At 63.5% G+C, this 24,318-nt stretch carries 16 protein-coding genes; 12 read left to right on the top strand and 4 right to left on the bottom strand.

Annotation, left to right across the window (positions count from 1 at the left end; translation table 11 throughout):
- The first annotated feature begins 11 nt into the window (after positions 1-11).
- The 4 genes from sppA to mltG all read left to right on the top strand — a co-directional run bounded on the left by sppA (position 12) and on the right by mltG (position 7,029).
- Positions 12-1,844 (top strand): signal peptide peptidase SppA, encoded by a 1,833-nt coding sequence (gene sppA / locus G394_RS0101715; protein ID WP_051306878.1) that lies wholly within the window; start codon positions 12-14, stop codon positions 1,842-1,844.
- Positions 1,845-2,024: 180 nt separating this feature from the next.
- The gene (locus G394_RS0101710) at positions 2,025-5,576 is read left to right on the top strand and encodes an FAD-binding and (Fe-S)-binding domain-containing protein (protein ID WP_028576171.1); all 3,552 of its coding nucleotides are present in this window, start codon (positions 2,025-2,027) and stop codon (positions 5,574-5,576) included.
- Between the two features lie 17 nt (positions 5,577-5,593).
- Entirely contained in the window at positions 5,594-5,995 is a 402-nt protein-coding gene (gene ruvX, locus G394_RS0101705; protein ID WP_028576170.1) for a Holliday junction resolvase RuvX, read from the top strand.
- Positions 5,992-7,029, top strand: coding sequence for an endolytic transglycosylase MltG (gene mltG, locus G394_RS0101700; RefSeq protein ID WP_051306877.1), 1,038 nt, complete (start codon positions 5,992-5,994; stop codon positions 7,027-7,029). Before ruvX ends, mltG begins: the two co-directional genes overlap by 4 nt.
- 10 nt (positions 7,030-7,039) lie before the next feature.
- Here the strand turns inward: mltG and G394_RS0101695 are convergent, their stop codons facing one another.
- Genes G394_RS0101695 through G394_RS17525 form a run of 3 tightly spaced genes read right to left on the bottom strand, consistent with a single transcriptional unit; the run spans position 7,040 to position 13,442 of the window.
- A complete protein-coding gene (locus G394_RS0101695) occupies positions 7,040-8,152 on the bottom strand; it encodes an HD-GYP domain-containing protein (protein WP_028576168.1) in 1,113 nt (370 codons plus the stop codon).
- Positions 8,149-12,600 carry a PAS domain S-box protein gene (locus tag G394_RS19905; RefSeq protein WP_051306876.1) on the bottom strand — a complete coding sequence of 1,484 codons (4,452 nt, stop codon included), beginning with the start codon at positions 12,598-12,600 and terminating at the stop codon, positions 8,149-8,151. The genes G394_RS0101695 and G394_RS19905 overlap by 4 nt, the downstream gene beginning before the upstream one ends.
- The gene (locus G394_RS17525) at positions 12,600-13,442 is read right to left on the bottom strand and encodes a PhnD/SsuA/transferrin family substrate-binding protein (RefSeq protein WP_211226199.1); all 843 of its coding nucleotides are present in this window, start codon (positions 13,440-13,442) and stop codon (positions 12,600-12,602) included. Before G394_RS17525 ends, G394_RS19905 begins: the two co-directional genes overlap by 1 nt.
- Positions 13,443-13,773: 331 nt before the next feature.
- On the opposite strand from G394_RS17525, the gene G394_RS0101680 reads away from it, so the two are divergent.
- From G394_RS0101680 to G394_RS19900, 8 genes are all read left to right on the top strand, one after another.
- Entirely contained in the window at positions 13,774-15,318 is a 1,545-nt protein-coding gene (locus G394_RS0101680; RefSeq protein WP_028576167.1) for an ABC transporter substrate-binding protein, read from the top strand.
- 156 nt (positions 15,319-15,474) lie between these two features.
- Complete coding sequence (locus tag G394_RS0101675) at positions 15,475-16,452, top strand: ABC transporter permease (protein ID WP_028576166.1); 978 nt, start codon at positions 15,475-15,477, stop codon at positions 16,450-16,452.
- Positions 16,452-17,369, top strand: a complete 918-nt coding sequence (locus G394_RS0101670) for an ABC transporter permease (protein WP_043774328.1) — start codon at positions 16,452-16,454, stop codon at positions 17,367-17,369. The genes G394_RS0101675 and G394_RS0101670 overlap by 1 nt, the downstream gene beginning before the upstream one ends.
- Before the next feature lie 7 nt (positions 17,370-17,376).
- Positions 17,377-18,351: an ABC transporter ATP-binding protein gene (locus G394_RS0101665; RefSeq protein WP_028576164.1), complete on the top strand. Its 975-nt coding sequence runs from the start codon at positions 17,377-17,379 to the stop codon at positions 18,349-18,351.
- A gap of 3 nt (positions 18,352-18,354) precedes the next feature.
- Positions 18,355-19,374, top strand: a complete 1,020-nt coding sequence (locus G394_RS0101660; RefSeq protein WP_028576163.1) for an ABC transporter ATP-binding protein — start codon at positions 18,355-18,357, stop codon at positions 19,372-19,374.
- Positions 19,374-19,889 (top strand): acyl-CoA thioesterase, encoded by a 516-nt coding sequence (locus tag G394_RS0101655; protein ID WP_028576162.1) that lies wholly within the window; start codon positions 19,374-19,376, stop codon positions 19,887-19,889. The genes G394_RS0101660 and G394_RS0101655 overlap by 1 nt, the downstream gene beginning before the upstream one ends.
- A gap of 110 nt (positions 19,890-19,999) precedes the next feature.
- Positions 20,000-20,623, top strand: a complete 624-nt coding sequence (locus G394_RS17520; RefSeq protein ID WP_043774325.1) for a queuosine precursor transporter — start codon at positions 20,000-20,002, stop codon at positions 20,621-20,623.
- A gap of 177 nt (positions 20,624-20,800) precedes the next feature.
- Positions 20,801-22,804 carry a methyl-accepting chemotaxis protein gene (locus G394_RS19900; RefSeq protein WP_051306875.1) on the top strand — a complete coding sequence of 668 codons (2,004 nt, stop codon included), beginning with the start codon at positions 20,801-20,803 and terminating at the stop codon, positions 22,802-22,804.
- Positions 22,805-22,894: 90 nt separating this feature from the next.
- Here the strand turns inward: G394_RS19900 and G394_RS20500 are convergent, their stop codons facing one another.
- Entirely contained in the window at positions 22,895-24,196 is a 1,302-nt protein-coding gene (locus G394_RS20500) for an OmpP1/FadL family transporter (protein WP_084435192.1), read from the bottom strand.
- Positions 24,197-24,318 lie beyond the last annotated feature (122 nt).

The following is a 24,318-nucleotide window of genomic DNA, read 5'->3' as shown; positions in this document are numbered from 1 at the left end:
GAGCGGACATCGTGGATATACTCTCCCGTCTGACCAAGGTTCTCGGCATAGTCTGGAAGGTGCTGACCGGCATCCGGAACGCCTTCGCCAACATCTTCTTCATCATCGTCATCATCGTCCTGCTGGTGGCCGTGTTCTCCGACACCAAGGAGACCCTGGACTCCAATTCGGTCCTGCTGCTCAACCCCTCCGGCACCCTCGTGGAGGAGACCACGCCGCCCGACCCGGCCGAGGCCTTCCTCAAGCTCGGGCGCGAGACGGCCGTGGCCGACGAGACCAAGGCCCAGGACGTCATCGACGCCGTCCGCAGGGCCGCCACGGATTCGCGCATCAAGGCCATGGTCATCGACCCCCGCGACCTGCAGGGCTGCGACACGACGAAACTCACGGACATCGGCAAGGCCATCCGGGATTTCAAGGAAACGGGCAAGCCCGTCCTGGCCCACGCCATGTTCTACACCCAGGGCCAGTACCTGCTGGCCTCCTACGCCGACTCGGTCTCCGTGAACCCCTTGGGCGGGGTGATGATCAACGGCTTCGGCATGTACCAGACCTACTTCAAGGGCCTCCTGGACAAACTGCGCATCAACTTCCACGTCTACCGCGTCGGCGACTACAAGTCGGCGGCCGAACCCTTCATGCGCGACTCCATGTCCTATGAAGCGCGCGAATCGAGCCGCCAGTGGCTCGACGGCCTGTGGCAGGCCTACCTCGCGGAATTGGGCAAGAACCGCAGCGTGACCGCGGCGGACATCACGGCCTACGTCGAGAACATCGACACCCGCCTGCGCGACGTCGAGGGCGACGCGGCCAAGCTGGCCGTGACGGCCAGGCTGGTGGACGACATCCGCACGGGCGACCAGTTCGACCAGTTCCTCGAAGGCAAGACCGGCCTGAAGTCCCGGGACATGCACCGCGTCTCCTTCCGCGACTACCTCGCCATGACGGCGGCCCATGCGTCAAAGGCCAAGGAACTCGTAGCCGTCATCCGCGCCCGCGGCCCCATCATGCCCGGCAAGCAGCCCGAAAGCATGACGGGCAGCGAATCCCTGGCCGAACTGTTCCGGCAGGCCCGGCAGGACTCCTCCGTGGTGGCCGTGGTCCTGCGCCTGGACAGCCCCGGCGGCAGCGCCGCGGCCTCCGAGGAAATCCACCACGAAATCGCGCGCACCCAGGAAGCCGGCAAGCCCGTGGTCGTGTCCATGGGCAGCGTGGCCGCGTCCGGAGCCTACTGGATCGCCGCGGGCGCCAACCGCATCGTGGCCGCGCCCACGACCCTGACGGGCTCCATCGGCATCTTCGCTGCCTTCCCGACCTTCGAGAACGCGGCCGAATCTGTGGGCATAACGAGCGACGGCATCGGCACCACCTCCCTGGCCGACCTGGGCAACCCCCTGCGCCCCCTGGCGCCGAAGGTCGAGGCGTCCATCGAGCACCTCCTCAAGTTCGGCTACAACCTCTTCATCAGCCGCGTGGCCAACGGCCGCCGCATGGCTCCCGATGATGTCGAGAAGATGGCCCAGGGCCGGGTCTTCCTCGGTCAGGTGGCCCAGGAGGCCAAGCTCGTGGACCAGCTCGGCGACCTGGACGAGGCCGTCAAGACGGCCGGCACCCTGGCCGGGCTGACCGCCGTCGAAAGCAAGGAACTGCGCCGGGAACCCACGGCCAAGGAAAAATTCATGCAGGCCTTTTTCTCCTCCGGCCAGGCCCTGCTCGCCCCCCAGTCCCCGACCCTGCACAAGCTCATGACCATGGTTCAGGCCCGGGCAGGTCTGTTGGACACCATGACCGACCCCGGGCACATCTACGCCCGCAGCCTCGAATGCGAGGCGTCCTCCTTCTGACCCGCCCCCCCGCCCGGCGCACCGCGCCGGGCGGGCGTTCCCGGCCTGCCCCGCCTTTTCGCCTTGCCAACCCCCTATCTTGCGATTAAAAATTATCTTTTTTCGTGACCGCGGATGCCCTTCCGCCGCGCCGCGCCTTCAGCAACGGCCCGCCCTCAGGCCAGACCAACGGAAATCGCCATGCCCCAGAAAGGACCACATATATCCCTCGCCCCCGAACGCCTGGTCAAACGCGTCCTCGGACTTCCCCTCGAAGAGTTCCAGACCTGGCCCGAATACCTGCAACAGCTGGCCCTGGACCTGGCCGAAGAGCTGTTCATCATCCGCTACAACCCGTTCATCCCGCCCAAGGACGTCCGCCAGAGCGTCAACGCCCGGCTGCAGGCTGAACGCGCAGCCCTGTCGCCGGAATACTTCCGCGAGCTTTCGGGCTGTCTGGAGCGCTTCTGGCAGAACTGGGAAGCCGACCAGAAGTTCAGGGCCGCCCTGGTGGAGCGCCTGTCCAGAATCCTGGACAAGGAGCAAATCGTCACCGCGGCCAACAACCTCATCGAATGCTCCACCGACGCCACGGACCTGCGCATGGAGCTGCCGGCCCTGGTGGTCTTCCCCGAGAACACGGCCCAGATCCAGGGCATCATCCGCCTGGCCAACGAGATGGGCTTCCCCATCGTGCCCCGCGGCGGAGGCTCGGGCCTGACGGGCGGCGCCGTGCCGGCCAAGCCGCGCAGCGTGATCCTGAGCCTGAGCCGCCTGAAGGACATCATGGACATCGACGTCCAGGGCCGGACCATCACCCTGCAGTCGGGCGTCATCACCCTGAACGCCATCCAGGCCGCCGCGGCCAAGGGCATGCTCTTCACCGTGGACCCGGCCTCCAAGGCGGCCTCGTCCATCGGCGGCAACGTCTCGGAGAACGCCGGCGGGCCCTTCGCCTTCGAGTACGGCACGACGCTCGACAACCTCCTGTCCTACAAGATGGTCCTGCCCACGGGCGAGCTGATCCAGGTCAGGCGGGTGGACCATCCCTGGCACAAGATCATGCCCGACGAGGCCGCCACATACGAGATCCTCGACGAATTCGACAACCGCAAGGAACTTCTGACCCTCAAAGGCGACGAGATCCGCGGCACGGCCCTGGGCAAGGACGTGACCAACAAGTTTCTGGGCGGCCTGCCCGGCGTGCAGAAGGAGGGCGTGGACGGCGTCATCACCGAGGCCACCTTCACCCTGCACCCCATCCTGCCACACTCGCGCGTCATGTGCCTGGAATTCTACGGCAACTCCATGCGCAACGCCATGTTCGTCATCAAGGACATCGTGGCCCTGCGCAACGAGATTCGCACCCAGGGCGACCTGGTCAAGCTCTCGGCCCTGGAGGAGTTCGGCATCAAGTACGTCCAAGCCATCGAGTATTCCAAGAAGTCCCAGAAGTTCGATGGCATCCCCATCTCGGTGCTCATCGTCCAGCTCGACTCCACCGACGAGGAGGCCGTGTTCGACGCCGTGCGACGCATCACGGACATCTGCGCGGGCTACGACAACGTCGACAGCTTCGTGGCCGCCGACGAACGCGAGGCCGAGGTCTTTTGGCACGACCGGCACCAGCTCTCGGCCATCTCCAAACGCACCAGCGGATTCAAGCTCAACGAGGACATCGTCATCCCCCTGGAGGTCATTCCGGACTTCTCGGACTTCCTGGAAGAGCAGAACCTCTACTACCTGGCCATCGCCTACCGCGAGGCCCTGCAGCAGGTGCAGGTCCTGCCCGGCATCGAGGTCGACGACGAGTTCGTGCGCATGGAGATGGACGTGGCCTCGTCCATCATCAAGGGCAAGATCCGCAAGGACGAGCTGCCCGAACAGGAACTGCAGCTGCAGACATCCTTCTTCTTCCAGCACCTCAAGGGCAAGTACCCCAAGCTGCACGAGGAATTGGGCAAGATCTTCGAGAACATGCAGAACACGCGCGTCGTCATCGCCAACCACATGCACGCCGGCGACGGCAATTGCCACGTCAACCTGCCCGTCAACTCCAACGACCCGCGCATGCTGGCCCTGGCCGAGGAGGCCGTGGAGAAGCTCTTCCACAAGGTCCTGGAATTCAAGGGCCAGGTTTCGGGCGAGCACGGCATCGGCATCACCAAGATCGGGTTCTTGGCCGAGGAGAAGATCGCGGCCCTGCGCGCATACAAGAAGAAGGTCGACCCCAACAACATCTTCAACCCCGGCAAGCTGACCCAGCGCGACCTGGTGGTGGTGCCCTACACCTTCTCCTTCAACCGCCTGATCAAGGACATCAACAAGACGGCGCTCCCGGGCAAGGAGAGCCTCATCAACCTGCTGCTGAACGTACAGACCTGCACCCGCTGCGGCAAATGCAAGCAGGTCTGCCCCATGTACCTGCCCCAGAAGGGCCTACTCTTCCACCCGCGCAACAAGAACATCACACTCGGCGCCCTGGTCGAGGCCATCTACTATTCCCAGCTGCAGAACGGCGAACCCCAGACCAAGCTCCTGGGTGAACTGCGCAAGATTCTGGAGCACTGCACGGCCTGCGGTAAATGCTACGCCATATGCCCGGTCAAGATCCGCACCCAGGACGTAACGCTGCAGATGCGCGCCTACCTGGAGGAAAAGGGCGCGGGCGGGCACCCCTTCAAGAACCGCGTGCTGAACCTCCTGAGCCAGGACCCGCAGGTCACCCTGCCCAAGGTGGCCAAGATCGCCGGCATCGGCCAGGAGCTTGGAAATCGGACCGTGAACCTGCTGCCCGCCAAGTGGCGCGAACGCCTCGACAGCCCGCTGTTGCGCGGCAAGGGGCCTTCCACCCAGTTCAAGAATCTCAAGGAAGGCCTGCACCTCGCCAAGGGCAACGTCATTTCGCCCAAGGACGCACCCAGCAAACGTGCCGTGATCTACTTCCCGGGCTGCGGGGCGAGCCTCTTCTACCGCTCCATCGGCATGGCCGCCGTGCGCCTGCTCCTCGACGCCGGTGTGAGCGTGGTCCTGCCGCCGGACCACCTGTGCTGCGGCTATCCGCTGCTGGCCTCTGGCTGCCGTGACCAGTTCGAGCGCATGGGCAAGGAGAACCAGAAGATTCTCGAAAACCTGATCCGCCAGGCCGAGACCGCCGGTTTCGCCGTCAAGGCCGTGCTGACCTCGTGCGGCACCTGCCGCGAGGGCATCAAGGACTATCGCCTCAAGTCCCTGGAAACGCGCCAGGTGGAGCACATGGACGTGGTGCAGTTCATCATCCAGAACTCCAAGGCGGGCTTCGGCCAGGGGCCGGAGCGCCTGCTCTACCACGCGGCCTGCCACCACGAGTGGACCGGGGTGCCGCCGCTGAAGGCCGGGGACATCTACGCCCGCGAGGTGGGCAAGCTGGTGGGCGCCCAGGTCTCGATCTCGCCCTACTGCTGCGGTGAATCCGGGCTCGGCGCCCTGACCTCGCCCCGGATCTACAACCGCCTGCGAGCGCGCAAGAAGGAGCAGCTCTCGACGGATCTCGCGGTCTACTCCGCCGACGGCCCGATCATCGTCGGCTGCCCCTCGTGCAAGATCGGCATCCAGAGGACGCTCCTGGAAATGGGGGCCGAGCGCGACGTGCTGCACACCCTGGAATACCTGGCCCGCCTGCGTCACGGGGAGAACTGGCGCAAGGAATTCCACAGGCAGCTGGCCAAGTCCGAGGTTCAGTCCGGCGTACAGGTCGTGGCGGCCACGGCCTGACGGACCCGGAAACCCGCATGAAGCTCTTAGGCATCGACTACGGTCAGAAGCGCATCGGACTGGCCATCGCCCAAGGCGGCATGGCCTTTCCCTTGAGAACGCTGGCCAAAAGCACCAGGGACAAGCTCTTCGCCGACCTGCTGGCCGTCATCGCGGCCGAGGGCGTCGAGGCAGTTGTCCTGGGCCTGCCCCTGGACATGGAAGGCAGGCAGACCCTGACCACGAGGCAGGTCCTGAACTTCCGCGACAGCCTGGCCCGCCGCACGGACCTGCCCATCCACCTCGTCAACGAGGCCCTGACGTCCTTCGACGCACGCGAACGCCTGCGCGAGGCCGGCGTGCCGGCGCGCAGGCAGGCCGAGATGCTCGACCAGATGGCGGCCGTGTGCATCCTCGAAACCTATCTGGGGAATTCATGAAGACGTGGATGAAGCTCGCCCTGGCGGTGGTTCTTGCGACGGGCATCGCTGCCGCGGCGGGACTTTACACCGCCTGGCGCTACGTGGAGACGCCCGTCGAAGCGGAATCGAACGCGACGACCGTCTTTCGCGTCGAGACGGGCGAAAGCCTGCGCGGCGTGTCGGCGAAACTCGAGGAGGAAGGGCTGATCAGGCACGCAGAGGTCTTCCGGACCTACGGCCGCTACCGCAAGCTGCCCCTGCAGGCCGGGGAGTTCGAACTCTCCAGGGCCATGAGCCCCAGGCAAATTCTGGAAGTCCTGGCCTTCGGCAAGCCCATCCTCTACCGTCTGAGCTTTGCCGAAGGGCTGACCATGCGCGAGGTGGCCCAGGCCGTGAACGCCACGGGCCTCACCACGTCGGAGCGATTCCTGGCGGCCTGCCGGGACCGCGACTATCTGCTGTCCAAAGGCATCAACGCCACGGACGCCGAAGGATACCTCTTCCCCGAGACCTATTTCTTCGCGCGCATCCCGGACCAGAACCCCTACCCGATCCTCGACGCCCTGTTGGAGCATTTCCGGGCCAGCGTGGCGGACCTGCCCCAGGCCGGGGATCCCGCAGCCCTGCACCGCCTGGTCATCCTGGCCTCTCTCGTCGAGAAGGAAACGGCCGTCCCCGCCGAACGCCCCACCGTGGCCGGGGTCTACGCCAACCGCCTGCGCCTCGGCATGCTGCTGCAGTGCGACCCGACCATCATCTACGGCCTGGGCGAAACCTTCGACGGCAACCTGCGCCGCTCGCACCTGCAGGACGCCTCCAACCCCTACAACACCTACGTCCACCCGGGCCTGCCGCCCGGCCCCATCTGCTCGCCCGGCAAGGCCTCGCTCCAGGCGGCCTCAAGCCCTGAAGAGCACGATTTCCTCTACTTCGTGGCCCGATCCGACGGATCCCACCAGTTCAGCCGCACCCTGCGCGAGCACACCAACGCCGTCATCAGGCACCAGCGCAAGGGACGCCCCTTCCCGACGGGCAACACGCAGGGCGACTGAACGGAAGCCGTCACCGGGCCAGATTTTCGCGCTGCTCGTCCGATTCGGAGTTGAAGAGGGCCACCTGCCGGAAGGCTTGGGAAAACTCCGCGAACACCTCCACGATGTCCGGATCGAAATGCGTCCCGGCGCCTTGCAGGATGATCTCCGCGGCCTTGGTGTGGGTGAAGGGCGGCTTGTAGACCCGGCGACTGATGAGGGCGTCGTAGACGTCGGCCAGGGCCATGATCCTCCCGCACAGGGGGATGTCTCCTCCGGCCAGCCCCTGCGGGTAGCCGCTGCCGTCCCATTTTTCGTGGTGGGTGAAGATGATGTCCTCGGCCATGCGCAGAAACGGCATGGCCCCGAGCTTGCGCTGCACCGAGAGTATGGCGTCCCGGCCGTACTCGGTGTGCCGGCGCATCTCTGCAAACTCCTCGTTGGTCAGCGGCCCCGGCTTGAGCAGGATGTGGTCGGGCACGCCGACCTTGCCGATGTCGTGCAACGGACAGGACAATCCCAGCAGTTCGATGAAGTCGCGGGTCAGGGTGCCGGCGAAGCGCGGGTGCGTCCGCAGCTCCTCGGCCAGGATGGTCACGTACCCCTTGACCCGGTGGATGTGCTGGCCGGTCTCGGGATCGCGGTATTCCGCCAGGGCAGCCATGCTCTCGATGGTCGCCTGCTGGGTCTGGATGACCTCGCGGGTGCGCTCGCGCACCATCTCCTCCAGGCGTTCGTTCTGGCATCGCAGGTCCCGCTGGGCCCGAGCCAGGAGAAGATGGGTCCTCACCCGGGCCTTGAGCTCCTCGACTTCAAAGGGCTTGCTCAGGTAGTCCACGGCCCCGAGCTGAAAGCCCCGCGCCTTGGTGCCCACGTCGGACAGGGCCGAAAGCATGATGACCGGCACCTCGGCCGTGGCAGGGTGCTGCTTGAGCCTTTCCAGGACCTCGTAGCCGTTCATGCCGGGCATCATGATGTCCAGCAGAATCAGATCCGGCGGCGACCCTACGGCCATCTCCAGCGCCGAGACCCCATTCAGGGCCACGGCCAACTCATGGCTCTTGCCCAGCGTGTTGACCAGTATGTCCAGATTGAGCTTGGTGTCGTCCACTGCGAGCACCCGGCATTGCGACAGATCCATCATGCGTCTCTCTTGATTTTGTCCAGAACCCTTTCCGCCAGGGCCAGCGCCGGAGCGAAGTCGTACTGCTCCGTCAGGGCGCAGATGCGGTCCACGTCTTCCCGAAAGGCTTTTGGTACCGCCGCGGCGCACAGCCTGTCCGCCACGGCCTGGCATTTCATCGGGGTCCGCGAGCGCAGCCCCGGCAGCAGTTCATCGAGCAGGGACGCCAGGGCCGAGACGTCCAGTTCCGGCCCCTGGCGGCAGGAAACCTCGCGACCTTCCAGGCGACCGATTTCCTCCAGCATGACGGCGAAGGCGTCGCGAAACGGCGTGAAAGTCTCGGCATGGTCGCCCGTCGCATCGCCGGCCAGCCGCCGCTCAAGGTCCGCCGCCGTTGCCTCGACCCGATGCGCCCCGATGTTGGCGCACATGCCGCGCAGGGAGTGCACGATCATGCGGGCCTCCACCGTCTCGCCGCGGTCCAGGAGCTCCCGAATCCTCGACGCGGACTGCCCGTACTCGCGGCGGACGAGCAGCAGCGCCTCCGCATAGGCCTCGCCGTCCCCCATGAAGCGGGCGATCCCGCCCTGCGTGTCGATGTCCCGCAGCGCAGGGATGCCCGGGCAGGAGGGCGACGCGTCCAGAAGGGGCGCGGGGACGGGGGCGCGCAGCCATGTGTTCAGCACCCGGAAGACCTCGGCCGGGTCGATGGGCTTGAAGACCTGGTCGTCCATGCCGGCGTCCTTGATCCTCTGGCGCTCCTCGGGGAGGACGTGGGCGGTCATGGCCACGATGGGCAACCCGGCCAGGCTCGGGTCGGCCTTGATCCGGCGTGAAGCCTCGAAGCCGTCCATGACCGGCATCTGGATGTCCATGAAGACCAGGTCGAACTCCTGCTTCCGCACAAGCCGCAGGGCCTCCTCGCCGTTGGCGGCCGTGACCGCGGTGAGGCCCGCCTGCTCGAGAATGCCCCGCGCCACCTGCTGGTTGAGCTCGTTGTCCTCGACGAGCAGGATGCGCCCGCCATGGCAGACCACGCTGTCGCCGTCCTTGGGGGACACGCGGCAGAACCGCCCCTGCTCCGCAGGCACGCCCAGGGCCTCGCGCAGGACGCTTGCCAGGGCCGGACGGCTGGCCGGCTTGGTCAGCACGGCGCAAAAACCAAGCGCCGGAGCGTTTCTGATCATGCCCTCCTGGGCGAAGGGACACAGCAGGACTGCTCTGGCGTCCGAAGCCCCCGATGTCCGGAGCCGCTCCCGCAGGGTCGCGCCGTCCATGTCCGGCAGCTTCCAGTCGACCAGGACGAGCCATTGCGTTCCCCGGGGCGCGTCCGCCAGGGCCTCCAGGGCCGCAGCACCTGACGCGACGCCTTCGGCGTGCATTCCGAGCTCCCGCAGGCAGTCGAGAATGAACTGGCGGGAGGAATCCACGTCGTCCACGACCAACGCCCGCATACCCTCCAATCCTTCAGGCGGGCGAATCCGCTCTTCGTCGGAAAATGAGCGCGGGGAGACGGGACACGCGATCGTGAAGGTAAAGACGCTCCCGCGGCCGGGCTGGCTTTCGACCAGCAGCTTCCCGCCCATCAGTTCCACAAGGTGCCGGGAAATGGGGAGCCCGAGCCCGCTGCCCCCGTAACGCCTGCTGGTCGAAGCGTCGGCCTGGGCAAAGGGGGTGAAGAGGGACTCGACCTGTTCCGGCCTCATCCCGATGCCCGTATCCATGATCTCGAACCGCAGCCGCGCCTCATCGCGCGCATCGCGGTCCTCGGGAACTACACTGACGCGGATCTCCCCTTCGTGGGTGAACTTGGCGGCGTTCCCCGCCAGGTTGATGAAGACCTGCCCCAACCGCAAGGGGTCGCCCAGCAGGAACCTGGGTGCCCGCGCGTCGACCGTGACGACGAACTCCACGTTCTCCGGCACGCGCACGCCGACCACCGTGGCGACATTGTCGAGAACCTCCCAGAGGTCGAACTCGATGTGCTCGATGACGATCTTGCCGGCCTCGATCTTCGAAAAATCGAGGATGTCGTTCAGGATGCCCAAAAGCGTCTTGGCCGAACGCTCGACCTTGAGCAGATAATCCCGCTGGCGCGGGGTCAGTTCAGTGCCCAGGGCCAGATGGACCATGCCCAGGATGGCGTTCATGGGCGTGCGGATCTCGTGGCTCATGTTGGCCAGGAAACTGCTCTTGGCCTGATTGGCGACCTCGGCCTCCCTCGTCAGCCCCTCGGCCCTGGCGATGGCCTTTTCGAGCTGCCTGTTCAGGCGCTGCATGGCCTCCTCGGCCTCCTTGCGCGCGCTGATGTCCATGAGACATTCGAGCAGCTTCTCCCGTCCGCCGACGCGGATGCGGGTCACGGTCTTGAGGACAGGGAGGGAGGATCCGTCGGCGCGGATCATGACGCGGTCGGAATTGTCGATCTGGCATCCCAGGTCCACGATGGGGCAGCTCTTCTCGTTCGACGGGCACAGAAAGTGGTGGCAGCGCTTGCCGACGATATCCTCCTGCGGGGCGCCGAAAAGCAGTGCGGCGGCGGGGTTGAGGCTCTCGATGACCCGGGTCTGGCCGTCGATGATGACCAGCCCCACGGGCAGGTGCTCCATGAGGGTGCGCTGCAGGGACTCGCTCTCCCGCAGGGCTTCCCGCATGATCTTCTGCTCCGTGATGTCTTCCTTGAGGGCGACGAAATGCGTGATGCTGCCTGCGCTGCGGATGGGGGATATGGTCACGTATTCCCAGAAAAGCTCGCCGTTCTTGCGCTTGTTGTGCAGTTCCCCCTTCCAGGCCCCGCCGGCGAGAATGGTCTTCCACAGGTCTTCGTAGGCCTCCGGTGCCATGAGCCCGGACTTCACAATGCGCGGATTCTGCCCGATGACCTCGGCCAAGCTGTAGCCCGTCTTCTCCTCGAACTTCGGGTTGACGTATTCGATGGCCCCGTCGATGCCCGTGATCATGACGCTGACGGGGCTCTGCTCGACCACGGTGGACAGCTTCCGGCCCCGTTCCTCGCTCTCGCGCAGGGCCAGCTCCGTTCTCTTGCGTTCGCTGATGTCGTGGAACGCCGTGACGGAACCGGCATGGACGCCGTTCTTGACCACGGGACGGCTTGCGACCTCGACGTGCAGCAGGTTTCCGGCCTTGCCCTTGAAGCAGTCCTCCGCGTCGTAGGGCTCCCCCCGGTCCAAGGCCGACTGGAAGGGGCAGCGTCCGCGCTCCAGATGGGCGTTCCCTTCATGGCAATGGAAGATGTCGTGGCCGATGCGCCCGACGATCTCCTCGGCCGGGTAGCCGAGCAGCTCGCACCCTGCCGGATTCATCCAGACGATCTCCCCCGCCGGATTCGTCATGTAGACGCCTTCGGCCAGGGCGTCGTTCATGACGCGCAGGTTGCCGCGTTCCGTTTCGAGGGCCACGGTGCTCTCGCGCAGGCGCAGGAGAAGCGCCAAAAACATGGCCGAAACCGAGACAAGCAGGACGACGAAGGTCGTGAACTCCTGCCTGAAGGTCGCCACGACCGTGTCCGGGGAATAGCTGACCAAGTACCCGGAGGTACGGCCCTCGACGTCCAGCATGGGCAGCAGAATGACGTCGTAGTCCTTCGCCGCCGCGCTGACCGTCGTCGCGAAGGACGCGCCGTCGCGCATGGCCTGCCGCAGTTCGGGGTCCTTCACGAGCAGGCGGTTGATGGCCAGCGCCTCGGCGGAAAGCGGCGGGGGGCTGGTCGGCAGCAGGGCGTTGGCGTCCTCGACCAGAAAGTCCGGATTCAGGGATGACTCGCTGTACAGCCAGCCCTGTTCGGGGAAGAGCGCCCGCGACGTCAGTTCGCGCGACAGGATGAAGGAATACTCGCGACGCGGGTCCAGGCCGGCCAGGGAATCCCGCAGGGCCTTGGTCGAGATGAGCGTTTCCACGCTGCCGACCAGCCTGCCGTCCAGTTTGAGAGGAAAAATGTAGCGATATCCCGTGGCGGTCCCTCCCGCCTCGAAGCCCTGGGCCGGCTGCCCGGACTGGGTGACCGTGCGCACAAGGGGTCGCATCTCCATGAGGCTGTCCCCGTAGCGGTCGGACATGTAAAACCGCAGCAGGCTGCTGCCGTCGGGCAGGTGGAAGTGAAGCTGCCGCAGGTTCTGCCGCCGCATGGCCTCGAAGGTCGGGAACAGCGTCCGGTAGAGCTTCCCCCGGGCCAGGTCCCGCTTTTGGCCTTCGGTTCCGGCCGCCTGGGCGATGATGCCGAGCACCTCGGGCGTGTTCAGGGACGTTTCGTAGAAGCTCTGCATGGACAACCCGTACATCCGGGCGCTGGCCTTGTAGGCCGTTTCCAGGATGCTGCGCTGCTCCGAGAAGTGGGCGTTCTCCTTCTGGATGCGGTTGGCGCGCAGGAACACGCCGGCACCCAGGCACAGCAGAAGGACCAGGGCCAGCAGGAGGTGGCGCTCCATGGCGGCGTTGCGCCACGACGCCATCAGAAGTTCCCGTCCTCGGGGATGGCGTCGTTGCCAAGAAGCGCCCGGACCGGGGCGTAATCGCCGTCGTCCGCGGGCACGGAACCGTACCGCAGGTTTTCGCCCCAGGAGGAAAGCATGGCCTTGTCCTTGCCGTCAGGGTCCAGACTGGCCAGGGCCTGCCGGATGGCCTCCCGCTCCGCGGGCGAAAGCGTCGCGGCGTTGCCGACCAGAGCGAAGGACGGCATCGGCGCACTTTCGGCCATGATCGTGAGGCCGAGGTGCGCATACTTCCGCCCGATGGCGGTCTTGATACCTCCGAGGTCGAATTCGCCGCGAACCACGGCCTTGGCTACCTCGTCGTGCTTGTCCAGGTAACGGTACAGGTTGCGGGAAAGAGCCGAGCCGCGTTCGCGCAGCAGGCCGTTGGTGGCGAGAAAACCGCATGTGGAGAGAGGCTGAGTCAGGGCGACCTTGCGGTGCTCCAGGCCCTCCAGGACCAGCCTCTTGTCGGCCGGGGCCACGATGGCGCAAGTGTAGAGCGGATCGCCGCTGGCCTCCCGGAAATGGACCAGCGGAGTGGCATCGGGACAGACTTTCTTGAGGGAGACATAGGGCAAAGGGCCGAGGTAGGCCAGGTCGATGCGGCCCTGCGTGAACTTTTCAAGAATTTGTTCGTAGCTGTCGGAATAGTCGAAGACCACCTCATGGCCGAGGCTTTGCTGCAGGTAGCGGGCCATGGGCATGAACTGCTTGAGGACCGTCTCGCGGCTTTCCATGGGCAACGGCGCAAGTACCAGATTCCTGGCATGGAGAGGCTGGCACGTGAGTACGAACATGAGCAGGGTGAATACGAAACGCATAGGTGCCTCCGAAGGGGGAGATGGTCAAGATCGAGTCCACGCCTCATCCGATCAAATGCCGCGAAAGCCCTGCAAAGTCCAGCCTCTCCGTGAAATCAGGCGATCAATCAGCCATGAAAAACGATAATCTATGACCTGGCCGAAAAAATTCCCGCTTCAGTTATTTTCCATAATCAGATATGTAAGTTGCCGCATCATTGACAACTCTCGGAAACAAACTTCGGGCCAAACGCCCACACCTTCAATCCGGTACGCCTCGACTACGTGAAAAATCCCGCCGGGACGTTCCCTGCGGGAAGAGATATCGGTTCACCATCCAAGGAGGTTCGCTGTGAAGAAACTGCTCTTTCTCGCTCTGGCTTTCGTCTTTCTGGCCACGGCCGCCCAGGGCAAAACGCTCAAAATGGCCCTCGACGCCGACCCCGAATCCATGGACCCGCACGTCCAGCTCTCGGGCGGCATGCTGCAGTACACCCACCTGGTCTTCGACCCGCTGATCCGCTGGACCAAGGACATGAAGTTCGAGCCGCGCCTGGCCGAAAAATGGGAACGCATCGATGAGCTTACCGTGCGCTTCCACCTGCGCAAGGGCGTCAAGTTCCACTCCGGCAACCCCTTCACCGCGGCCGACGTGGCCTGGACCCTGGACCGCCTGAAGAAGAGCGAGGACTTCAAGGGCCTGTTCACCTCCTTCGCCGCGCCGAAGGTCATCGATGACTACACCATCGACATCGTGACCACCGAGCCCTACCCGCTGGTCGAGAACATGGCCACCTACATCTTCCCCATGGACTCCAAGTTCTACACCGGCAACGACGACAAGGGCCTGCCCAAGGACGCCATCGTCAAGACCGAGTACTCCTTCGCCAACCAGAACGAGTCCGGAACCGGCCCCTTCACCGTCGAGTCCCGCGAGCACGGCGTGAAGATGGTCTACAAGCGCTTTGCCGACTACTGGGACAAGAACAGCAAGGGCAACGTCAGCGAGATCGTCCTGACCCCCATCAAGGAAAACGCCACCCGCACCGCCGCCCTGCTGTCCGGCGACGTTGACTTCATCGCCCCGGTCCCGCCCCAGGACTTCGAGCGCCTGAGCACCAACAAGGACATCAACATGGTGACCATGGCCGGCTCGCGCATCATCACCTTCCAGCTCAACCAGAAGAAAAAGCCTGAATTCGCCAACCTCAAGGTCCGCCAGGCCGTCATCGCGGCCATCGACAACGCCGGCATCGCGGCCAAGCTGATGAAGGGCACCGCCACGCCCGCCCAGCAGCAGGGCCCCGAGGGCTTCGACGGCTACGTCGAAGGCCTCAAGCCCCGCTTCGACCTGGAAAAGGCCAAGCAGCTCATGAAGGAAGCCGGCTTTGAGAAGGGCTTCGAGGCGACCATGATCGCCCCCAACAACCGCTACGTAAACGACGAGAAGATCGCCGAGGCCGTGGTTTCCATGCTCTCCAAGATCGGCATCAAGGTCAGCCTGAAGACCATGCCCAAGGCCCAGTACTGGGACGAGTTCGACGCCCAGGTGGCCGACATCCAGATGATCGGCTGGCACTCCGACACCGAGGACTCCGCCAACTACTCCGAGTACCTGCTGATGTGCCCCAACAAGGAAACCGGCAAGGGCCAGTACAACAGCGGCAACTACTGCAACGCCAAGCTCGACGAGCTGGTCAACAAGGCCAACGTCGAGAACGACCGCGCCAAGCGCAAGGCCCTGCTGCAGGAAGTGGAAAAGATCGCCTACGAGGACGCCTCCTACGTGCCCCTGCACTGGCAGAACCTGTCCTGGGCAGCCAAGAAGGGCATCGACATCGAGCCCATCGTCAACATCATGGACTTCCCGTACATCGGCGACCTGGTCATCAAATAGGCGCCTTTGACCTATGATCGATTTGTCGGCATGGATGGTAAAAGGCTTGATCCATCCTCCGACACTGTGTACGCGGGGCAGGCTTTTCACGAAGCCTGCCCCTTTTTGAACCAACCCCGGCACACCGTCCGAGCCGGGACCACCACGGATTGACACATGTTCGCATTCATTGTCCGACGCGTCCTGCAGGCCATCGTCGTCATGCTCATCATCAGTTTCATCGGCTTCGCCCTGAAACAGAACGTGGGCGACCCGGTGCGCGAGCTGACCGGCATCTCGGTCTCGGCGGCCGAGCGCGACGCCATCCGCGAGAAGCTGGGTCTGAACGACCCCTTCCTCGTCCAGTACGGCCGCTTCCTCAAAGGCGCGGTGCTGGAGGGCAACATCGGCCAGTCCTTCTTCTACAAGAAGCCGGCCATGGAGGTCATCGTCAGCAAGGCCCCGGCCACCCTGGAGCTGGTCCTGATCTGTTCGGTCCTCATCGTGGTCCTGTCCATCCCCATGGGCATCTACAGCGCCATCTACCCCAAGCGCCTGCTCTCGCGGCTGATCATGGGCTTCAGCACCATCGGCGTGTCCGTCCCCATCTTTCTCATCGCCATCCTCCTGATCTACGTCTTCTCCATCAAGCTGGGCTGGCTGCCCTCCTACGGCCGCGGCGAAACGGTCAACGTCTGGGGCTGGGAATCGGGCCTGCTGACCGTCGACGGCCTGAAGCACATCCTGCTGCCGGCCACGGCCCTGACGGCCCTCATGCTGCCCCTCTTCGTGCGCCTCATCCGCTCGGAGATGATGGAAGTGCTTGAAACCGAGTACGTCAAGTTCGCCTGGGCCAAGGGCCTGCCGCGGGTGCGCATCTGGTTCGTGCACGCCTTCAAGAACACCCTTCTGCCCGTCATCACCGTGGGCGGCGTGCAGATCGGCACCATGATCGCCTTCACCATCCTGACGGAAACGGTCTTCCAGTGGGGGGGCCTTGGCTTCCTGTTCCTGGAGGCAGTCGAGCGCGCCGACACGTCGCTCCTGGTGGCCTATCTCATTTTTGTCGGCGTGATCTTCGTGGTGGTCAACACCGTGGTCGACATCATCTACGGCCTGGTCAACCCCATGGTCCGCATCACGGGGAGGAAGTGATGAATCTCTGGAAACGGTTCCGCGGCTCCTATTTCCTCTACAGCTTCCTGCACGACCCCGTGGCCATGGGCAGCTTCATCGTCCTGGCCGTGCTGGCCCTGGCGGCCTTCGGCGCGCCCCTCGTGGCGCCCCACAACCCCTACGACACCACGACCATCGACATCATGGACTCGGAGATCCCGCCGGTCTGGATGGACAACGCGGACCAGAAATTCCTTCTCGGCACCGACGCCCAGGGCCGCGACATGCTGAGCACCATGCTCTATGGCATGCGCATCTCGCTGGTCATCGGCATCGGGGCGACCTTCCTGCAGGCCGCCATCGGCATCGTGCTGGGCCTCATCGCCGGCTACAAGGGCGGCAAGATAGACAATTTCCTCATGCGCATGGCCGACGTGCAGCTGAGCTTCTCGACCCTCATGGTGGCCATCTTCCTCTCGGCCATCTTCCAGGCCATCTTCGGCGTGGCGGCCTTCGAGAGCATGGCCGTGCCGTTCCTCGTGCTGGTCATCGGCATCGCCGAGTGGCCGCAGTACGCCCGCACGGTGCGCGCCTCGGTCCTGGCCGAGAAGAAGAAGGAGTACGTCGAGGCGGCCCGCGTCATGGGCCTGCCGTCGGGCCGCATCATGTGGCGCCACATCCTGCCCAACACCATGTCGCCCATCCTGGTCCTGTCCACGGTGCAGGTGGCCCACGCCATCATGAGCGAGGCGGCCCTGTCCTTCCTGGGGCTGGGCATGCCCATCACCAAGCCGTCGCTGGGGTCGCTGATCAACTCGGGCTTCGACTACATCTTCAGCGGCTCGTGGTGGATCACCATGTTCCCCGGCTTCCTGCTGGTGCTCCTCATCCTGGTCATCAACCTCCTGGGCGACTGGGTGCAGGACGTCCTCAACCCCAAACTCTACAAAGGATGACCCGGACATGACGCACCTCCTCGACGTACAGGATCTGGTGGTCAAGTTCCGGCTGCGCTCCGGCGACCTGACCGCCCTGAACGGCATCAACTTCACCCTGAACCCCGGCGAACGCATGGGGCTGGTGGGCGAATCCGGCGCCGGCAAGTCCGTGGCCGGCTTCTCCATCATCAATCTGATCAGCAAGCCGGGTTTCATCGCCTCGGGCCGCGTCCTCTTCGAGGGCGAGGAGATCAGCGCCTACCCCCTGGAGCAGATGCGCGACATCCGCGGCAACCGCATCAGCATGATCTTCCAGGACCCGATGATGACCCTGAACCCCGTGCTGACCATCGGCACGCAGATGGTCGAGACCATCCTGGCCCACAACAATGTCTCCGTGGCCCACGCCCGGGAGATCGCCCTTGAGAAGCTCTCGAAGGTCTACATCTCCTCGCCGGGCAAGCGCCTGGGGCAGTACCCCCACGAGCTTTCGGGCGGCATGAGGCAGCGCGTGGTCATCGCCATCTCGCTTCTGACCAACCCGAGCCTGATCATCGCCGACGAGCCGACCACGGCCCTGGACGTGACCATCCAGGCCGAGGTCATGGCCCTGCTTCTGGAACTGTGCAAGAACGAGAACATGGGCCTCATCCTCATCACCCACGACCTGGGCGTGGTCTCGCAGGTGACGGAGAAAATCTGCGTCATGTACGCCGGCCGCATCGTCGAGCAGGGACCCACGGACACGATCGTCGGCGCACCGAGCCACCCCTACACCCAGGGGCTCATCAAGGCCCTGCCCCAGGGCAGCGGCGGCCAGCGGCGCCTGCACCAGATCCCGGGCATGATGCCCAACCTGACCAGCATCCCCTCGGGCTGCGCCTTTCACCCGCGCTGCGAGCACGCCATGGACGTCTGCCGCAACGTCACGCCGCAACTCCTTGACGATGGAAAAACACCGGGCCTGGTGGCCTGTCATCTGTATGCGCAAACCAGGTAGACCATGACAGCACAGACACAACCCCTTGTCGGCATCACCGACGTGGTGAAGCACTTCGACATTTCCGGCGGCTTTCTGGACCGCCTGACCTTCTCGGGCGGCCTGCCCTCCCTGACCTCGACCACGGTCAAGGCCATCAACGGCGTCAGCCTCGACATCCGCCAGGGCGAGATCCTCTCGGTGGTCGGAGAGTCGGGCTGCGGCAAGTCGACCCTCGGCCGCACGGTGCTGGGCCTCTATCCGCCCACCAGCGGGCGGATCGAATTCCGCGGGGAGCGCATCGACAACCTGTCGGCCAAGGACATGCTCCCCTACCGCCGCAAGATGCAGATGGTCTTCCAGGACCCGTACGCGTCCCTCAACCCGCGCATGACCGTGCGCCAGATCCTTGAGGAGCCGACGCGCTTCCACTTCCCGGACCTGTCCGCGAGCCAGGTCCAGGACAAGGTGGCCGAGGTCATGCGCCAGGTGGGCGTGGACCCGGCCTGGGCCGGGCGCTTCCCCCACGAGTTCTCGGGCGGCCAGCGCCAGCGCATCAGCATCGCTCGCGCGCTCATGGTCGATCCGGAGTTCATCGTGGCCGACGAGCCCATCTCGGCACTCGACGTGTCCATCCAGGCCCAGATCCTGAACCTGATCATGGACTGCCAGGAGCGCTTCGGCCTGACCTACATGTTCATCACCCACGACCTCTCGGTGGTCGAGCACATCAGCACGCGCGTGGCCGTCATGTACCTGGGCACCCTGTGCGAGCTGGCCGACAAGGCCAGCCTCTACGGCGACCCGCAGCACCCCTACTCCCGCGCCCTGCTTTCGGCCATCCCCAGGCTCGGCGCCAAGGGCGTCTCGCACATCCGCTTGAAGGGCGAGGTGCCCACGCCCATCAATCTGCCCACGGGCTGCGTCTTCCACACCCGCTGCCCGTACACGGACGACCGCTGCCGCCGGGAGATTCCGGCGCTGCGGAAACTGCCGAACGGCAGCCAGGCCGCCTGCCACGCCCTGGAGGAAGGGAGGATCTGATGGCCGCCGCACGCAAGGTCAGCGACAGCGAAACCCTCATGACCCACCGCGCCCTGCCCGAGGACGCCAACCCGGCGGGCAACGTCCACGGCGGCGTCATCCTCAAGCACATCGACCTGGCCGGGGCCGTGTGCGCCATGCGCCACGCGCGCATGGGCGTGGTCACGGCCTCCATCGACCGCATGGAGTTCAAGGCGCCCGTGCACGTGGGCGAACTGATGCTCCTCTACGCAAGCGTCAACCGCGTGGGGAAACAGTCCATGGAGATCGGCGTGCGCGTGGTCGTGGAAAACCTCATGACCGGCGAACTGCGCCACGCCGCCTCGGCCTACCTGACCTTCGTGGCCATGGGCCCGGACCGCAAGCCGGCCCCCACCCCGGACCTCATCCTCGAAACCCCGACCCACGAACGCCGCAACCGCGAGGCTGAAATGCGCCGCAAGCTGCGTCTGGAGGAAAGGCAACGGGAAAGGCAGGCCCAGGAATCGGAAAAGATTTCTCACGGAAATCCCTGAAGAAACCATTCTCCCCCAGCGGCCTTTGCCAAAACGGCCCCAATTCGGCATTTACAGCGCACGGCCTACCGTTTAGGGAAAGGCCCGAATTCACCTTTCCGGAGCATCCCATGCAATCACTCATCGTACTCGTGGCGTCCTACATCGCCCTGCAGATATTTTCCGATGTCGGTTCCCTGCGGATCGTCATGCTCGGCGGCATGTCCATCGACGCCGGGACCTTCATCTACCCCCTGACCTTCACCCTGCGCGACATGGTCCACAAGACCATGGGCAAGAAGGGCGCGCAGCTCATGATCGTCACGGCCGCGGGTTTCAACCTGCTCATGGCCCTCTACTTCTGGCTGGTGTCCATCCTCCCGGCGGACATGTCCGTGGGCGCCCAGGCCGAGTTCGGCCAGGTCCTGGCCCCGCTCTGGCGCCTGGTCTTCGCCTCCATCGTGGCCGAGGTCATCGCCGAACTGACGGACACCGAGGTCTACAGCATGTGGAAGGAACGGGTCACGGCCCGCCACCAGTGGTCGCGGGTGCTGGTCAGCAACGCCGTCAGCATCCCCCTCGACAGCCTCATCTTCTCCTGGATCGCCTTCGGCGGCATGTTCGAGTCGTCCGTGGTCTGGTCCATCTTCCTCAGCAACACCCTCATCAAGTTCGCCACCACCCTCGTCTCCCTGCCGGCCATCTATCTGGTCAAGGAGAAGGAGCGACCAGACGCGGCTCCCACGCGCTGCTGACGATCAAGCCGGGCGACCGGCTTTTTTTGCGCCCTCCGGCGATCTTCGCCAGCCTGGGGTTTCGGCGCCCACACATACGAGGACAGCAAAAAAGTACCGGACTATCTGTGCCCGGTTTGGTGTATGACATGCGGAAATCCCCCATCATTTTCATACGCTCATTCCGGAAGGAACTCCATGAAGCTGTCTGTACGAAAGAAACTTCTGCTGGCCTTCACCACCACCATCCTGACCTCCATCCTCATCACCTGCATCGTTCTCGGCCTGCAGATCAGGGATTCGGCCATCGCGACGTTCCACGATTCGGCCGCCAAGGAACTCGAACAGATCGACCGCGCCATCGGAATCTTCGTGGACAAGGCCTTGAAGATGACGACCATGATCGCCACCAGTCCCATCGTCCAGGCTGCGGACGAGTTCGTGCACAGCTACGTCGAAGAAAAGCGCCCGCTGTCGCCCAAGGACATCTCGCGCAGCGATGTCGAACGGGACATGGTCGCCTTTTTCAAGCTCATCAGCAAAATCCACCCCGAGTATGTGGAGGTGTTCATCGGCACCAAATGGGGCGGGTTCGCCTCGTCCGGCGAATCGGAGATGCTCCCGGGGTACGATCCGCGCAAGCGGCCCTGGTACGCCAAGGCCATGGAAACCCCAGACAAGGCCTCCATTTCCCCCGCCTACATGTCCACCACGGGCGAGGCCGTCATCAGCAACATGTTCCCGATAACCGCGGGCAGCGAAATCATCGGCTGTTCAGGCCTGGACGTGGGGCTCGGTGTGCTCACGGATCTGATCAAGAAGTCGCCCATGGGCAGGACGGGCTACGTGATGCTGGTCCAGGATGACGGGACCATCCTGGCCACCCCCCGCCATGACGACCTGAACTTCAAAAAGATGAAGGAGGCCGGAGTCCCGGCGCTGGCGCAACTGGACGGCATCACGACGGGAGGCATGGAAGTGGCCATGGACGAACGTCAGTGGTTTGCCCAGGTCCATACCATCGAAGGACTGGGCTGGAAGCTTATCGGCGTCATCGAGAAGTCCGAGGTCATGGCCGAATTCTACGCCATGCTGCAGAAGATGGCCGTCATGGGCGCGATCCTGTTGGCCGTCTTCCTTGGCCTGGCCACGATCTTCGCCAACGCCATCGCGCAGCCGGTGTTGAACGCCACGGCCACGCTCAAGGACGTGGCCCAGGGCGAGGGCGACCTGACGCGCAAGCTTGCCGTGACCTCCAGGGATGAAATCGGCGAAATGGCCATCTGGTTCAACACCTTCCTGGAAAAGCTGCGCGGCATCATCCGGGACGTGGTAGCCAACGGTGACACCCTGAACAGCGCCTCCGACAGCCTGCTGGGCATCGCCAATGACCTGCGGACGGGAGCAGCGGGCGCGACCCGGAAATCGCAGACCGTGACGGCGGCGACCCACGACCTGAACTCCAGGTTCGGCACCGTGGCCGCGGCCATGGAGCAGACCACGCAGAACACCAACATGGTGGCCACGGCCACCGAAGAAATGGCCGCAACGATCACGGAAATCGCGTCCAATACGGAGAAGGCCCGATCCGTGGCGCAACGGGCCATGACTGAAGCCGGGGCGGCCACATCGGCCATGAGGGCCCTGGGCGACGCGGCCTTGGAGATCGGCAAGGTCACGACCATGATCACGGAAATCTCGGACCAGACCAACCTCCTGGCCCTCAACGCGACCATCGAGGCGGCTCGGGCCGGCGAGTCCGGACGCGGCTTCGCCGTGGAGGCCAACGAGATCAAGGAACTGGCCAAGCAGACCGCCACGGCCACGGAAGAAATCAGGTCGCGCATCGCCGAGATGCAGGGAACGTCAAAAAGCACCGAAGGACAGATTCAGGCCATCTCCAGAATCATCGAGGAGATCAACGACATCATCGCCAACGTGGCCACGGCCATCGAGGAACAGTCCGTGGCCACCCGCGACATAGCCGACAACGTGGCCCAGGCCTCCCAGGGCCTGCAGGAGATCAACGTCAACGTGGCCGAGAGCTCCACTGTCATCAAGGAGATTTCGAGAGAGATCGCCGACGTCAGCAGCGCCTCGGAAAGCACCCAGCAGAACACGGACGAAGTGGCCCGCAAGGCGGAGGAACTGCGGGTGTTGGCTTCGAATCTGTTTGAACTGCTGGGAAGGTTCAGAACGTAAACATTTGGTAACGACCTGCGCTCCAATGCAAAACGCCCCGCGGTCCTTGAGGAGCGCGGGGCGTTTTATTTGGGTCATGCAGAAGACAGGCTAGAACTTGTAACCGACGGACAACCCAACCATGTGGGCGTCAGCGTTGTCGATCTCGCCTTCGTAAACCCCATCATCGGGGCGAGCATCAATGTCGCGATCCATGATCATCAGATAGGTATAGTTTACGTCCACCACCCAATTATCCCAGTGAAAGCCGAGACCACCATTCAAAAGATGCCGATCATTGGCCGGGACCATGTAGTCGATGGTTTCGTCCTGAACGGGAGACTGATCGAATACATATCCAGCGCGGAGGTCGAGCCAGTCCAAGACAGCATATTCCACGCCTATATTGAAACGCCAGACGTCTTCCCAGTTCTTGTCATACGACGACACTGATTTAAGAGACATGGTATCGGTATCAAATATTACAGGATCACTATATTTGATTTCCAACTTATCATACTTGCTCCACAACGTGTAAACAGCGCCAACTTCAATACTGAGCTTATTTGTAGGATACACCGCCACACCGAAAGAAAATGAGTCTGGCAATGTTACTGTTCCGTGTGCATTAGTATCTTTAAATGCGCCAATATTATCAAGGAATGTACCTTCATATACTGAAGGCATAGAAAAATCTGCCTTTCCATTCACATCCATTGTAACAGGACTTCTATAAGACAGACCTATCTTTGCATAATCGCAAGGCATATAATGCAAAGCCATGTTAAATCCATATCCCCATCCATCAGCTTCGAGACTTGCATCACCATCAATAGCTGGATTCGGGTTTAGAGCTCCTGTCCAATTAATTTTTTGCTTTTTTGAAAAATTTAAATACGTTGCATCAACTCCGAATGCAGCAGAAAGTTTATCTGTAACCTTCACAGCCACATTGGGATTGATGGACATGGACTCGATGATGGCTTCATAATTGTTGTAACGACCTTCCCAATCCTCATCAAAGACTGATCCCAATCCAAAGCGTGAGAAGGTGCCTAGGCCGACGGTGTAACGATCGTTCACCTTCCACGTGGCATAGAAGTGAGGAGGTACCCACAAAGAATCCTTGTCAGACGAGGCCCACTCGTTGCCAGCAGGAGAATTCGTCCGGATATCCAGAACCGGATGAATCGCCGTGAAACCGGCCAGGATCTGGAGGCCATCCAGTTGGGTGATGCCCGCAGGGTTGGTGGCAAGTGCGGACGGATCGTCCGCCCGCCCTACTGTTGCACCGCCGAGCGCGTTGCCGCGGGCGCTCCACTCGTAAATCCCGAAACCGGCCGCAGAACAGAACTGCGCGGTTGCCAACACCAACGCCCAGGCGATTGCCCATGATTTCAAACGTGTCCGCATTCAACCTCCCCCTTGTGTTACAATGTTTGCTCACCCGCAGCAGCAATTTAAGTAGCCACTCAGCGTACGTTTCGATGTGCGCTAAATGAAGTATGTTTTTGCGTCAAGGGGTTTCCAACAAA

Origin of the sequence: Desulfomicrobium escambiense DSM 10707, from assembly GCF_000428825.1 — a bacterium.
Taxonomy (GTDB): domain Bacteria; phylum Desulfobacterota; class Desulfovibrionia; order Desulfovibrionales; family Desulfomicrobiaceae; genus Desulfomicrobium; species Desulfomicrobium escambiense.
This window is presented reverse-complemented; position numbering and strand designations above follow the sequence as displayed.